This is a genomic window from Desulfosporosinus metallidurans (genome assembly GCF_001936615.1).
Taxonomy (GTDB): Bacteria; Bacillota; Desulfitobacteriia; order Desulfitobacteriales; family Desulfitobacteriaceae; genus Desulfosporosinus; species Desulfosporosinus metallidurans.
In genome coordinates, this window is record NZ_MLBF01000003.1 from 1 (window position 1) to 14,463 (window position 14,463).

Here is a 14,463-nt window from a genome sequence, read left to right on the forward strand (position 1 = left end):
AAAGCACTTCCTTCTTATTTGTTTAATTGATGTCGGAATTGACACCTCATGAATCATCGAGGGTTAGGTTAGAAAGTAAAATGTAAAGTTCCTCCATGCTTACGTCATTCCTCTGATTGGCGGGGGGAGGTGTTAGATTATCAATCATTCCATCACCAAGAGAAAGGTTAGGGGTAGGAGAGTCGCTAGATCCTCTATCTGCGTATAAATGGTTTAATAGTATGGATGGTTTTATAGCGATGGGTGAGTTAAGGTTGAGACTATAGACAAGGTAAGGTAGTAATATGTGTTGGTCTATTGACCCTAACAAGTAACCACTTCGATTCGTGTTTGCATCTTATAGAAGGAAAGTTGTTTCTAAGGTCATAATTACGGGACGATTGTAATGGTTCTAAAGGTTTTCCGAAGGTACGATTCCACACACAATACTTTGATGCTTTCGCTTGTGTCGTGCAGTATTTTACAAGTGCAAGCATGTCCTCAATGGTTGGCTTAACGTCTTTAAATCTGACGTGCCCGAATCGTTTACCCCACCATTCCTTAATTGCGTTTATCAAAACGCTTGATGGATCAGAGTCAATAATTAGATGGATATGTTGGTGTGCTTCGACTACCCAATCGTGGTTTTTGTTTCGCTTCTTATTGCTGAAGTACACTCCAATTGAGGATGACCAAGGGTTTGTTTGTTTAGCCGATATATCCTCGATATACCGCAACAACTTCTTAACATCAGCTTTCATGTCGGAATTGACCCTGTCTGGTTTATACGTCAACCACATATGATGCTGACCCCTGACTCGTTTCATCGCCATAGGCAATCAAACCTTTCTTTGTTTTACTGGCGCACTTGGTTGGTGCTTGTTTGTTTATCCGTACACCTATCCATATACCGGCCTGTAAGGACATTTGTAACAGAGGGATGGGAAGGACAGAAATTAAATATAATTAAACACAAAGAGATGCTCATTCCGTAAAAAAACGAATGAGCATCTCTTTGTGTTTAAACTTATTAAGTTATAGAGCTACATACAGCTTAACTGTATATTTAAATGGTTTAATTCTTCTTTCCCTGTAGAAGCTAATCTCGTATTGTGACAACTGATTCTAATTTAGGTCACGAATTTTCCCCGATAAGTTCGAATCTACATAGGTAGTGTAACTCATCTAATTGCCAAGAGAAAATTGAACTATGTATTAATCCATTCAACCCAACTCCAAAAATAATTTTCAAAGGAACTTAAAATATCAGCTCAAATACGATTATATTCTTTAGACCTCCCCTCTCTTGACCGCTCAGAGGGTTAATATTAAGCAATGGGGGAAAGTTTAGCACTCCGAACTCTCCCCCATGTTTAAGCACACCTCCACTATCCTTGGGGGTGTGGCTCTCTTTTTCTATGAAAGTAATCAGTAATTAAAATGTTTCATAAGTTTTCTCATTTAAATTTGTAAAACCCTCTTTTTCTAATTTGAACATTTCAACAGAAATATAAACAACAGATATAAGTCCTATTATGGCCATCATATATAGCTTAACAGCTTCCCATGAAGCTAAAGACGCTGTATCTCCAGACATTATTGAATAAGTAACTGCAATACACAAAGAAGCAACTACAAATAGTCCCCAAATAAGAGCCTGTATCAATCCACAAATGAACTTCTTTTTAGGAGCAATAATAAATCCTGATATTCCCATAATCATAGGGGTCATAGCATTGTCATACATAATGAACAATGTAGAATAAAACCATGAACTACTTTCAACTTCAAATCCTCCGCCAATGACAAGGTTCGTACAAAACGAGCCTAAGACAATAACAATCCTTGCTATAATAATAGGCATTGGTATGAATAGAATCCATCGTAACCAATTAGGAATCTTATCAACAAACTCAAAGCCGTCCATAAAATTATACTCCCTTCGACTTAATAGATGGGCAAAAATACGTTATCATGTGCCTCTGCTTTTGCCTTTACTTATTCAGAAATGCAATAAAAGAAAAAACAACAATAGCACTTCCAATCGCCAATAGATAAGCCTTCCAAGCAAAACCAATATAATAGCCTTTTTCAGTAATTAGTCTTGATCCCCACTTTGTATGCTCTGTTCTCAATTGTTTCAACGCCTTTCAATATGTTGATTCCTGAATATTTTGGATACATATCCCAATATTTAGATTATATACTAAGCGTTATCGTATTTGTCTATATACCAAAAATAATCACACAAATGTCGGTTGAAATGGTAAACTATAGGATAGCGAGTGATGGGAGGTGGAAAAACGAAAGTGGATAATATAAATCAAGTGGTCAACACGACACTTAAACCTAATCTGCTTTGTAAAACTGGTTTTATCTTAGGATTGTTTTCTATTTTTCTTGGAGGGTTTATAGGGATGTTGCCCATTGTAACTGTTATTGTTAGTATAATTGGGCTTGTTAAATTTGATAATCTTATGAACAAAGCGAAATGGCAAGGGTATGTAGGATTGGTGTTAGGTATCCTTTATACTATGGTGTATTTGTACAATTATGGACATATTTAAATGCCAGAGGGAGAGATAATTATGCCACAAATAAATGGGATGCTAACTCCGCAGGGTTTGAAAATTAGATTAGATGGTGACTTTTGTCAGCAACTTCCTTTCAAGAACAACAAAACCGTATATGACCTTTTAAAAGATATTGAATCTTTTGTTTGTGCAGGAAAATGGTTTATTTTTATAGTTGGGATTTTGGCTTTCTATATTGAAATCCCCAACAATACTCTTTTTGCATTATCTTTTATAATAACGATCATAGCCTCCCTATCATTTTGGATATATCCATTGTTTATGATTGTTCGGGGAGTATCGTCAATAACCCAGCCAAGGATTTTCGTTACTATTACAGGATGGTTTGTAGATAAAATTGTGTTAATAGTTATCGCCTTTCTTACGGTAGGATGGCAGGGATTGTTGTATTATGCAGGGGGTTATACTGTAGCAACCTTTTTGGGATATGTTTTAAACTTATATTTAATGAAATCTAATTATACACAATTTGGTATTCCCCTCCAATCCGATGAAAAGGCTTTCATTTACTTATGTTTGCGTTATTTAGAAAGAGTATCCTTTTTGGACTGGATAAGAGCTTATTATGATTACTTAAATCCAGAGCAGGAAAATTTAAACATATAAGTGATGTAAGGGCTTTCAGAAGTTAGGGTCGCCTATGAATGTTAGAGAAGAGCTAAAAAAGGGGAATATCTTTTAATGAGTTGGTTTAAAAAAAAGTTAAGTGCCGAAAGATTCGGAGAACTACTTTACTCTGAAGTGTTAAAACTCACAAAAGATTTTGTTGCTAATAATGAAAACTATCCGACTTATAATCTTGATAAGGACAAATGGAATGTGATCTACACCGAAGTTTTATACCTATATCTCTCCATGAGCATTTATCTTATTGAGAGAAGAACCTTCACAGACAAACAATTATCTAAAATATTTGAAGTGATAATGGACTGTACCGAAAAATTATTTGTAAATTACTATAAGTTAAATATAGAAACTGCTAAAGAAAGCATTCGTCTTCTAAACGGCAGACATGCTCAATACTTGAAATTAATTGAAGAATTGCAGAACAACAGTGGCGATAAGTTACCCTCGATGGGTCGTATTATTGTCAGTAATTTGCGTGGAGAAGACACGTGGGATGCATTATTAGCACTAACGGCATTTGAACATTTTACAGCCATTATGCAAAGGATTTCTAAAATCATATCCGAACTCGAATCTCAAATGTGAATAAATATGTACTATAAAAAATGATTAGAGCGAAGCACCAAATGAGTTCCTACATCAACCCAAACCCTCTATGGATTAGGCTTCCAGTGGTAATTTTACCTAAATTATTTCAAGACGCTTAGAGGCTTGTTTTTGTGGGTGTGATAGTATGATACACTCCACTTAAATATATAAAAAGTACTCTCTTCTGATTAAAAAGCATACTTATTATATATTTAGATCAGGTGCTATATATCCATATACACATCAACCATATACTTCAATGGTTTAATTCTTCTTTCTCTATAGAAGCTGATTTCAGAATGTGACCACTGCTTTCCAAAAGTGGCCCAGAGATCCTGCCACGATAATTTTGGATCTGCAACGGTGAGCATGAACACACCCGACCTTGGTCCCCATAATATCCACAAGGACACGGATTCATACTTGCTATGACGCTCACATGGGCAGGATAGGTTATACTCCCCGACTGACGGGTAATCGTCAACTCGCGATCCTCCAAAGGTTGCCGGAGACATTCCAAAACTTCACGAGGAAACTCTGGCAGCTCATCTAAAAATAGAACACCATGATTGGCAAAGCTTAATTCACCCGGGCGCAGCTCCCTTCCCCCGCCAATCATTCCAGCACGGGTTACGGAATGATGAGGATTACGAAAAGGACGATGTTGAACCAATGATCCATTGCTATTAAGCAACCCGGAAACACTGTAAAGCTGAGTGACCTCGATACTTTCTTGGTCGCTTAATAAGGGAAGTATCCCGGCATATGCCTTTGCCAGTAGCGTCTTACCTGATCCTGGTGGTCCAATCAAGATGACATTATGCCCGCCTGCTGCCGCTATCTCCAAAGCCCGTTTAGCCTGCTGTTGCCCATGGATATCTGCCCAGTCTACCTTGATCCCGTTATATGATTCCAGTTCAGGAGACCGAGATATCTCATCATCTTCGAAATCGCCCATCGTTTCTATGGCCTTCACGATTTGAGCCAGGGTGGATGTACTATGCGTTACTAACCCTGTCACTAGACGAGCTTCCGCCAAATTGTCCGGTGGAACAATCAAACAGAACGCGTCTTGGACAGGTCCCCCTTCTAACCCCGTCTTTGAATTTTCTCTATCCAGGGCTATCGCCATTGTGAGCATGCCAGGAACTGGGCGAAGGGTTCCCTCTAACGAAAGTTCCCCTGAAAAAACATATTGAATGAGTTCAGGTGAACTGCATTGCCCAGTTGCTGCGAGTATTCCTATGGCAATTGGTAAATCAAGACCGGATCCTTCTTTGCGCAAATCCGCAGGAGCTAAGTTAACGGTTACCCGCTGTAAAGGAAACTGATAACCAGAGTTTCGTATAGCTGATCGAACTCGATCCCGCGCCTCTCTAACAGCAGTGGTAGCAAGACCAACGATATCAAAACTCGGCAAACCGTTCGCCACGTCAACTTCTACGCGAATTAAATGAGCTTGTAACCCAAGGACGGTCATACCATATACCGCAGCGAACATTCAATCCCTTCCCTTATGGAAAACTAACGTAACCCTTGGTTGCGCTTATACCATAGATAGAATGTTCGCCTTAATTCACCATATTCCTTCCAAATTAATCAAACAATGGTCTATTTTTCTTCAGACTAGTCCAAGCTTTGCATACGTGGGAGCACAATCCAAAACGTTGTCCCTTTTCCCATATCACTCTCCACCCTGACATGTCCTCCGTGTGCTTCTACAATTTGTCGCACAATGGCTAGCCCTAAGCCCATTCCCCCATCCTTGCGCGACCGTGCCTTATTCACCCTGAAAAAGCGGTCAAAGATATAAGGTAAGGCTTCTTTGGGGATCCCTTCTCCTTCATCTTGAACTGCCAACCGTACTTCATTCGGCTCTTCTACTTGAAAAACCCTAACAGTTTTCCCACAAGGGGTGTGACTCATTGCATTGTCCAAAAGATTAATAAAGACTTGCAAAAGTTGATCTGGGTCCGCTAATAATTCCCCAGACCCTTTCGACACATCAAGATTCAAGCCTAACTCATGTGCCCGGCCCTGGAAACGTTGATCCAGATCACTCATGAAGCACTCCATATCTATAGGTACGGGTTGCAAATTTTGTCCCCGTTCAAGCCAATTAATGTCTTGCAAATTCTGAACTAAACGAGCTAAGCGCTTAGCTTCATCCAAGACCAATTCGATGTACTCTCCTTGCTGATGTTTTGGTATCACTGCATCCTGAATGGCCTCCAAATACCCCTGGATCAGATGCAGGGGTGTCCTGAGTTCATGCGTGACACTGGCCAAGAACTCACGACGAGCCTTTTCAGCCCGCAAAGAGGCAGTGACATCACGCAGAACAGCTACATGTCCACCAATTCCCTCTGTCTCTGCCAAGGGTGCCATTACAACCTGCAACACCTGAATGCCAAGAGTCATCGTTGCATAATTTTCATCCTGAGTAAGCTTCTGGCTCATCGTTTGGAGAAAATCAACGATTTGAGTTTTTCGTTCTAGAAGCTCAACTTCATTTTCTTGCCACAACCCCTTTGCTGAATCATTAGCATAGAGAATCACCCCTTCAAAACTTAACATAACCACCGCATCGCTAATACTTTCAACAATCCCTTGAAGCAAGTTCCTCTCTTGAGAAAGCCATTCCATATGGTTCCTTAAACTTTCTCCCATGCAATTTAAGACCTCAGCCAACTCCCCGATTTCGTCTTTACTTGTTATTCCTTGAATGGGCAAAAAATCACCTTTCGCCATTCGTGTAGCCCCCCGCTGCATTAAAGCCAAGGGCCTCGTAACTTGCCGTGCAAAAAAAAGGCTAACCGCAGTCGCCAAAAAGACCGCTATCAACGAAGCATAGAGAATAAGTCGACGAAAGGTTGCTATACTTTCTTGGAGTGGAATTGGGGAACTCCCCAATAATACAACTCCTTGAACAGGTTTTGCTCCGACAGGCGCAGCGGCTAGTAACATTGTTTGCCCGCTCCCGTTTATAGGTAGGGCCTTAATCGAGATGGTCTGACCGGATAGCACCTGAGCCAAATACTCGGCGGTGAAAAAATCAGAAGGCTGCAAATTCCGAGACCATCCTCCAATCAGACCTCCGCCTGCTCCCCCCAAATACCCACTTATACGACCTTGTAGGGCTTGTGATGTATTCAAACTCGAACCCGAAATCACTAAAATATTCCCATGTGAATCGAGTAAAACCATTTGCGTACCAGACGTTAACTTAAAGGTTTCTAACAGGCTTAACCGTTCACTCCAACTATAGACAGTCGCCAATTGTGTCGAAATTTCCGTCGCCTCTGTCCGCAGTGAATCCAACTTTTGTTGAAGATAAAAGTCGCCAAAAAGCCACGTAATGGTTACACCTAATCCTCCCAATACGACAAGAATAAGCAATGTCAGGGCTAACCACAGTTTCATAGAAATAGTCCATTTATAACGTGTTTTCACTGAATAAACCCCTATCTTTAGTCTCAGGCTTTTTAACTTCTTACACTAGGGATATGATCAGAATCAAACTTGTATCCGACACCCCATACTGTGACCAACATTCTCTTAACATCCGGATGGGCGAGTTTCTCCCGTAACTTTTTGACATGAGTATCGACGGTACGGGCATCCCCATAAAAGTCATATCCCCAAACGGTCTCCATTAGCTGTTCCCGCGAGAAGACCCGACCTTGATTTTTGACCAAGAAATAAAGTAAATCAAATTCTAGAGGGGTTAAATTAATAGTCTCGTCTGAAATGCTTACGCGGTGCCTTTCTTTGTCGATACATAATAACCCAGCCGTTATCTCCGAAGAGACCTGCTGAAGTTGGCCTGTTGATCGACGCAAGAGGGCTTTGACTCGTGCCACCAATTCCTTGGTACTAAACGGCTTAACCAGATAGTCATCCGCACCAAGCTCAAAACCAAGCACTCGGTCAAATTCTTCTCCCCTGGCAGTTAGCATGATTATTGGCAGACTTGAACTCGCACGAACCTCACGGCAAACGCGCCAGCCGTCCACATCAGGCATCATAAGATCCACTATTAAAAGGGAGAATTGACCAACTCGAAACTTTTCCAAAGCAACACGACCATCTTCCGCTTCCTCAACCTCAAACCCTTCCCGCTCTAAGTAAAGCCTTACCAAGCTTCTAATTTTCTCCTCATCATCAACTATCAAGATCGGATTCAATTTTGAAAACACTCCTTTTGGATCACCATATAGAGACATTGAACAACTCTAATATCTCTCACTATGACGACATTAACTCTAATTCAAAGTCCAAAATGTAAGTATAGTTTACCATCAACCCGTGAAGATTGTGTGATCAAACTATTAACCTTTATTTAAAAAGCCGCTTTAATCCATATTGTATCAGGGTTTTCTCCCGTCCAACGTATCGCAATCACGTCAAATCTTAAACAAGGCCAACTTGTATACCTCTGTTGCACTACGTAATAAGATGCGATTGCTTGCAGTCGTCGCGCCTTTTGTTGGGTTATGGTCTCCTCACCCCATCCTCTATAAGACGATCGTCGTGTGCGCACCTCAATGAATACCAGCGCTTCTCCCTCACGGGCTATTATGTCCATCTCCCCTTTAGTGCACCGATAATTTCGTGTAATAATAGTTAAGCCGGATTCTGTCAGGAAGCGAGCAGCCAATTCCTCTCCGGCCTTTCCCAGAGATTGTCGTTTATTCTCCACAGAAATCAATGCAACTCCTTCTCCAAAGTATACAGTTCCAATTCTTTATACACAACTAAAAACCCTCTAGACCTCAGAACAATTCGGCAGCTCATTAGTCACTAAACTAATACTAAAGAGGCCCTCAGCATTAACACTGAGAGCCTCTTATGAGTGCAGAAAAACAAGATTACTTAATTAAGCTCTGGGCCGCAGCGAACGCCATCTGAGCTAACGGTGTCGGATAAAGACCGATTGCCAGAGTAATCAACATGGTGAATACCATAGTGAACTTCATCGCTCCATGTACCGGAATATCCGGTAACCCCTCACCCTCGCCAAGGAACATCACCTTGACGACCGAGAGATAATAGTACACGGACACCATACTCATCACGAATCCAATATAGGCAATGGCCGTGAACCCTTGGTCCATAACAGCTGAGAAAAGATAAAACTTCCCTACGAAGCCAGCTAGTGGAGGTATCCCCGCCAAGGATAACAAGGATGCTGTCATAACAACTGCGGCTAAAGGTGAACGGCGAATCAAACCCGCAAAGTCCTTGATCTGATCACTATCTTGCTTCTCAGACACGTGCGTAGCCACGGCAAACGCTCCCATATTAGCGAAGACGTAAATCATCGCATAGAAGAGGACCCCTTTGATACCCGCCACGGATTCCGCGATAATCCCCACCATCAAATAACCTGCTTGGGCAATGCTCGAATACGCCAATAACCGTTTGATGTTGGTTTGCGGAATCGCGATCAAATTACCCAAGATCATGGTAAGGGATGCTAAAACGACTAACAAGGTTATCCCAGTGCCTGAAAATGCTTGACTGTTCATCATCAAAAGGTAAACCCGTATCAGAACAGCGAACGCAGCTGCTTTAGAGGCAATAGCCAGGAAAGCAGTGACAGGAGTGGGAGCCCCCTCATAAATATCCGGAGCCCAGAGATGAAAGGGAACAAGAGAAATCTTAAAACCCAACCCAGCAAGTAGAAAAACCGTAGCTAGGAAAGACGCTGGAGTGAGGTTTGTCCCTATCTTACTTGCTATTTCTGTGAGTTGTGTCGACCCAGTCAAGCCATAAATAAGACTAATCCCGTAGAGCAAAATAGCAGATGAAGTGGCACCGAGTACAAGATACTTCACTCCAGCTTCAGAAGAACGGGCATCTTCGGGCAAATAGGCAACTAAAATATAGAAGGAAATCGTCATCAGTTCGAGGCCGACATACATCGTGATCAGTTCGCCAGCTCCGGCCATGATCATCATTCCTAAGGTCGCCGTTAAAATTAGAGAATAGAATTTGCCACGATGTTCCGCTAATTTCTGTACATACCCTCCAGAAGAGAGTACGACGAGAAGCGCTGCCACAAGGAAGAGCACTTTAAAGTAAACTGCGAATTGGTCATGAATATACATGCCACCCAAGAATAAGGCTTTTGAACCATAGAAGAAATCATACAGGGTATACCCAAGAACACCCAAAAGCGAAAAAACGGTGAGTGGCATTATGCCTTTTCGTGCGCCTGGTGGAACCAGAAGTCCAATGGCCAAAATAATCAAGGCCAGTGCGGTTAGTGCAACTTCAGGTGTGAGCACTGTAGCGATATTGAAATCTACCATCAGAACAACCCTCCAATCTTGGCCTGACTCACCGTTTCTAGTACTTTGGTAAGGCCTGAGGAGACAACCCCAGTATCAATCAATCCCATCAAGATGTTTGGGAATATGCCTACACTAAAAATCACAAACCCAAGTATGACTAGTGGGATCAATTCAGGTCCACGAATGTCTTTCAGATGGTCCCATTCGGGACGACGCGGCCCGAACAAAACGTTGGCGATAACCCTTAAGGTGTAAACAGCGGTAAAAATGATCCCTGCGATACCCAGTATTGCTTGAACAGGGAGAACCTTTATCGTACCCATAAAAATCGTAAATTCTGCAATGAAGTTGACGGTACCCGGTAACCCCAGGGAGGCTAAACCCGCAATCATGAACCCAATGGCTAAACGCGGCATTTGATGAGCAAGCCCACCTAGGTCAGGAATATTGCGAGTATGCGTCTTCTCGTAGATAAATCCAATCATCGAGAAGAATAAGGCAGACATGACTCCGTGCGCAAACATCATGGCTACGGCACCGTTCATGGCGGTCGGATTCAGGGCCGCAATTGCGATGAGAACGTATCCCATATGGCTTACGGATGAGTATCCAACGACATATTTGAGATCCTTTTGGGCCAAGGCAATGAAGGCTGCATAAAGGACGTTGCCTATGGCCAACACCGCAATGACCGGAGCCCAGTACCTCGCACCTATTGGAAGAACATAGACACCCAAGCGAATTAACCCATAGCCCCCAATCTTCTTTAAGACTCCTGCATGGATCATACTAACAGCAGTCGGAGCTCCAGCATAACCGTCAGGGGACCAGGAGTGAAAGGGGAACATGGAAATGAGAGACCCAAAACCAAAGAGCATTAAACCAAAAGCGACTTTTTGAAACGAAGGACTGTAGAGTTCTTGCCGCGCAGCTAACTGATCGAACATAAACGTTGGATTTCCATTTCTAGCTGCGGCCAAGTAAAGCGCAATCAAGGCAACCAGAAGGAATGCCGATCCAATGAGCAAGTAAATGGTCAACTTCATACCGGCATATTCTTTCGTGACACGCTTCGTACTTCCCCATATGATCACCATGATGTAAATTGGAATAACCACAATCTCATAGAAGAGGAAGAAGATAAACAAATCACGCGCAATAAACGTTCCCATGACCCCTGTGATGAGAATAAGGAGCAAAACAAAGAATTCTTTGGTGCGCTTCTCCATATTCCAAGAGGCATAGATGGAGGAAAAACCAATCAGGTTCGTCAGAAGAAGCATGGGCAAACTTAATCCGTCCACTCCAAAGGCTAAGTTGACACCGATATCAGGAACCCAAGGTATTGTCAACGTAAACTGCATTCCACCCAGGGAGCGATTATAGGCAAAGAAAGCATATAGGGAGAGTGCCATAGCGACAAATGTGCCAACGGCTGCAACAATTCTAATCAACTTTCTCTCTTCTTTAGGGATAAAAACAATCATGAGCATCGCCAATACGGGTGAAAGCAGGATGGCGGGCAGAAGTAGTGAACCCGTTGTTGGTAGTGTCGTCATTATTTCACACCTCCTAGCGTCGCTAAGGGGTTAAGAGTCGTCAGTTGACCTTCCCCAAAGGCGAAGACCAAATAAAGAACAACGACTGCAAAAAAGAACACCATAGCATAAGTTTGTAGCTGTCCCGTGCTCGTCCTGCGGAGTGTTTTGGCACTTCCGCGCGTGATTAAAGCGATTCCATTCACGACCCCGTCGATCACATAGATGTCAAACCAATACAAGGCTTTACCCAAACCATCCATAATGTTATGAATTAGCCAGAGATATAACTCATCAATGTAGTATTTATTTTGGAGCACTTTATAGACTCCAGGGAAGCGGGCAACAATGGCCTCCGCCGCAATCGATTTTTTGAGGTAGATCGTGTAAGCCAAGCCGATACCGAGCAGTCCCGCGATCACGGAAATGCCAGCTAAACCCCAATGCATTGCTTCTGCTTCAAATTCTCCATAATGAACAAAGAAAGCAAAGTTATGCTCTGGCAAGGACACAAGCCCACCAACAACGCTAAAGAAGGCGAGAATTATCAAAGGAATCGTCATGCTCCAGGGAGATTCATGGGGATGGTTTTCCGGTTTTTCAGGCCCCATAAACGCCACAAAGAACAGTCTGCTCATGTAGAACGCTGTTAAGAACGCTGTAAACAGTCCCACTGCATAAATGATGGGATGCCCATTGAGCAAGGCGTTGGCTAGAATTTCATCTTTTGACCAGAATCCTGCAAACGGTGGAACTCCTGAGATAGCCAAAACACCGATGAAAAAGGTCCAACCTGTAATCGGCATTTTCTTCCATAGTCCACCCATATCCCAAATATTTTGCTTTTCATGCAAGGCATGAATAACTGAACCAGCACCCAAGAACATTAAGGCCTTAAAGAAGGCATGGGTCATTAAGTGGAACATGGATCCAGAATACGAACCAACACCGAGGGCAAACATCATATAGCCCAGTTGGCTTAAGGTTGAATAGGCTAGAATACGTTTAATGTCATCTTGCGCGATCGCTATGGACGCCGCAAAGATGGCTGTGAAAGCACCCAATCCTGCAATAAACTGAAGTGCGGCCGGAGAGGCATGAAAGAGGAAATACATCCGTGCCACTAAGTAAACTCCGGCGACAACCATGGTTGCTGCATGGATCAGGGCACTAACTGGCGTCGGACCTTCCATGGCGTCTGGTAACCAAACGTGTAGGGGAAACTGTCCTGACTTGCCCAGCGGTCCCATAAAGACGAGGAACGCCATGACTGTCACGTAGCTCACGGTACCGACGACGGCCACATTCTGTAAATTTGCACTCAACGCTGCAGAAAGGGCGACAAAATCGAGGGTTCCGAACTTGTTATAGAGAAAAAGGATTCCTAAAAGTAAGCCAAAGTCGCCGACACGGGTCGTAATAAACGCTTTTTTCGCAGCTTCCCGCGCCGATACTTTGAAGTACCAAAAACCGATGAGTAGGTAGGAACATAAGCCCACCAATTCCCAGAAAATAAAGAGCTGTAATAAGTTGGTGGCTATGACCATTCCTAGCATTGCTGAGGCAAACAGAGATTGATACGCATAGTAGCGCGACCATCCCTTGTCCCCATGCATGTAGCCTAACGAATAAATTTGTACCATGGAGGCAACTAACGTCACAACAAACAACATCATGGCACTTAAAGGATCGATGACTGTGCCAAAATTGATCTTTAAACCCATAATATTAAGCCAATTCACGTTCACGATTGCAGGATTTTCCACTAGTTCTGCTCCCGACTGAATGACGCCGATGCCTATAGCAACAGCTATACCCAGAGCGGTGAGAATTGCGAGAATCGAAACTGTGGAAGACAGTCCTTTGGATCGTTTCGTAACAAAGGCGATGAGTAGAAACGACAGGAAGGGCAAAGCAGGAATTAACCATGCCCACTGAAAGAGATCATGCATTTCCTTGAACACCTACCTTCTCCATAGTCTCTCTTACCACTTCAACCAATTAAACTCGTCGACATTCGTCGACTGACGGTTACGGTAAATGGCAATAACCAAAGCGAGTCCGACAGCCACTTCAGCAGCAGCGACCACAATGACAAAAAGTGCTGCAACATGCCCCGTCAGAACATAGTGAATATCGATTTTTTGGTTCCAGATAAATCGATTGAAGGCCACAAAGTTAATATTAACCGCGTTAAGCATGAGCTCAATCGACATGAGAATTGCCACAATATTCTTCTTGGCAAAGACCCCGTAAAGCCCGAGGCAAAAGAGCATGGCACCAACCAAGAGATACGTGGAAAGCCCAACACTTAAATTGCTTAAGTTACTTAAGTTCATGTGTTCGTTTCACTCCCTTCGCCAAAATCACAGCTCCAGCTAAAGCAACGGTGAGCAAAACAGCGGCTGCTTCAAAGGGAACCATAAATTGAGTCAATAAGAGAAGTGATAAATCCTCAGTCGAGCCGCCGCCTGTCCACGGGGTTGGTAAAACGCGCCAGTCTGCATTTCCAAGGATGACAAGAGCGATCACAATAAACACGAGAGACGCAACCAGAGCACCCCAGCCCCAATTGCGAGTTTCAAGACTGCTCTCTTGAACTTCTCCACGCAAGGTCAACATAACCGCAAAAACCACCATAATAGCTACCGCACCTGTGTAGACCAGCAACTGAACAGCCGCCAAAAAGTCTGCATTCATCAGAACGTAAAGCACAGCAACTCCCGAAAAGGAAAGTGCGAGATAAAGCGCGCTATGCACAATGTTCTTAGATGTGACGACACCCCAGGCAGCTGCAATCGTCAAGATTGCAAAGATAAAGAAAATAATAGTGCCCAC

Annotated in this window: 12 protein-coding genes and 1 pseudogene; 3 read left to right on the top strand and 10 right to left on the bottom strand. The window is 43.0% G+C overall.

Features of this window, described 5'->3' with window-relative positions:
- Positions 1 to 1,414 precede the first annotated feature (1,414 nt).
- A complete protein-coding gene (locus DSOL_RS02690) occupies positions 1,415 to 1,906 on the bottom strand; it encodes a hypothetical protein (protein WP_075363357.1) in 492 nt (163 codons plus the stop codon).
- 361 nt (positions 1,907 to 2,267) lie between these two features.
- On the opposite strand from DSOL_RS02690, the gene DSOL_RS02695 reads away from it, so the two are divergent.
- The 3 genes from DSOL_RS02695 (at position 2,268) to DSOL_RS02705 (ending at position 3,785) form a co-directional block, all read left to right on the top strand.
- The gene (locus DSOL_RS02695) at positions 2,268 to 2,546 is read left to right on the top strand and encodes a hypothetical protein (protein WP_075363358.1); all 279 of its coding nucleotides are present in this window, start codon (positions 2,268 to 2,270) and stop codon (positions 2,544 to 2,546) included.
- A gap of 21 nt (positions 2,547 to 2,567) precedes the next feature.
- Positions 2,568 to 3,179, top strand: a complete 612-nt coding sequence (locus DSOL_RS02700) for a hypothetical protein (protein ID WP_075363359.1) — start codon at positions 2,568 to 2,570, stop codon at positions 3,177 to 3,179.
- Positions 3,180 to 3,254: 75 nt separating this feature from the next.
- Positions 3,255 to 3,785, top strand: a complete 531-nt coding sequence (locus DSOL_RS02705) for a hypothetical protein (protein ID WP_075363360.1) — start codon at positions 3,255 to 3,257, stop codon at positions 3,783 to 3,785.
- Positions 3,786 to 4,101: 316 nt separating this feature from the next.
- Here the strand turns inward: DSOL_RS02705 and DSOL_RS02710 are convergent.
- From DSOL_RS02710 to DSOL_RS02750, 9 genes and pseudogenes are all read right to left on the bottom strand, one after another.
- Positions 4,102 to 5,289, bottom strand: a pseudogene (locus tag DSOL_RS02710) (YifB family Mg chelatase-like AAA ATPase); the annotation flags it as partial.
- Positions 5,290 to 5,414: 125 nt separating this feature from the next.
- The gene (locus DSOL_RS02715) at positions 5,415 to 7,211 is read right to left on the bottom strand and encodes a HAMP domain-containing sensor histidine kinase (RefSeq protein WP_075363589.1); all 1,797 of its coding nucleotides are present in this window, start codon (positions 7,209 to 7,211) and stop codon (positions 5,415 to 5,417) included.
- A gap of 62 nt (positions 7,212 to 7,273) precedes the next feature.
- Positions 7,274 to 7,975: a response regulator transcription factor gene (locus DSOL_RS02720; RefSeq protein ID WP_075363361.1), complete on the bottom strand. Its 702-nt coding sequence runs from the start codon at positions 7,973 to 7,975 to the stop codon at positions 7,274 to 7,276.
- Between the two features lie 155 nt (positions 7,976 to 8,130).
- Entirely contained in the window at positions 8,131 to 8,490 is a 360-nt protein-coding gene (locus tag DSOL_RS02725) for a YraN family protein (RefSeq protein ID WP_075363590.1), read from the bottom strand.
- A gap of 169 nt (positions 8,491 to 8,659) precedes the next feature.
- Positions 8,660 to 10,105 (bottom strand): NADH-quinone oxidoreductase subunit N, encoded by a 1,446-nt coding sequence (locus DSOL_RS02730; RefSeq protein WP_075363362.1) that lies wholly within the window; start codon positions 10,103 to 10,105, stop codon positions 8,660 to 8,662.
- Positions 10,105 to 11,646 carry a complex I subunit 4 family protein gene (locus DSOL_RS02735; protein ID WP_075363363.1) on the bottom strand — a complete coding sequence of 514 codons (1,542 nt, stop codon included), beginning with the start codon at positions 11,644 to 11,646 and terminating at the stop codon, positions 10,105 to 10,107. The genes DSOL_RS02730 and DSOL_RS02735 overlap by 1 nt, the downstream gene beginning before the upstream one ends.
- Positions 11,646 to 13,589: an NADH-quinone oxidoreductase subunit L gene (gene nuoL / locus DSOL_RS02740; protein ID WP_075363364.1), complete on the bottom strand. Its 1,944-nt coding sequence runs from the start codon at positions 13,587 to 13,589 to the stop codon at positions 11,646 to 11,648. The genes DSOL_RS02735 and nuoL overlap by 1 nt, the downstream gene beginning before the upstream one ends.
- Positions 13,590 to 13,610: 21 nt before the next feature.
- Entirely contained in the window at positions 13,611 to 13,964 is a 354-nt protein-coding gene (gene nuoK, locus DSOL_RS02745; RefSeq protein WP_075363365.1) for an NADH-quinone oxidoreductase subunit NuoK, read from the bottom strand.
- Positions 13,951 to 14,463 carry an NADH-quinone oxidoreductase subunit J family protein gene (locus DSOL_RS02750; RefSeq protein ID WP_083642286.1) on the bottom strand — a complete coding sequence of 171 codons (513 nt, stop codon included), beginning with the start codon at positions 14,461 to 14,463 and terminating at the stop codon, positions 13,951 to 13,953. Before DSOL_RS02750 ends, nuoK begins: the two co-directional genes overlap by 14 nt.

Bases quoted from the DNA above. Each gene is read 5' to 3' on its own strand.
- DSOL_RS02690 (WP_075363357.1), bottom strand. From the start codon at position 1,906: ATGGACGGCTTTGAGTTTGTTGATAAGATTCCTAATTGGTTACGATGG.
- DSOL_RS02695 (WP_075363358.1), top strand. From the start codon at position 2,268: ATGGGAGGTGGAAAAACGAAAGTGGATAATATAAATCAAGTGGTCAAC.
- DSOL_RS02700 (WP_075363359.1), top strand. From the start codon at position 2,568: ATGCCACAAATAAATGGGATGCTAACTCCGCAGGGTTTGAAAATTAGA.
- DSOL_RS02705 (WP_075363360.1), top strand. From the start codon at position 3,255: ATGAGTTGGTTTAAAAAAAAGTTAAGTGCCGAAAGATTCGGAGAACTA.
- DSOL_RS02715 (WP_075363589.1), bottom strand. From the start codon at position 7,211: ATGAAACTGTGGTTAGCCCTGACATTGCTTATTCTTGTCGTATTGGGA.
- DSOL_RS02730 (WP_075363362.1), bottom strand. From the start codon at position 10,105: ATGGTAGATTTCAATATCGCTACAGTGCTCACACCTGAAGTTGCACTA.
- DSOL_RS02735 (WP_075363363.1), bottom strand. From the start codon at position 11,646: ATGACGACACTACCAACAACGGGTTCACTACTTCTGCCCGCCATCCTG.
- nuoK (WP_075363365.1), bottom strand. From the start codon at position 13,964: ATGAACTTAAGTAACTTAAGCAATTTAAGTGTTGGGCTTTCCACGTAT.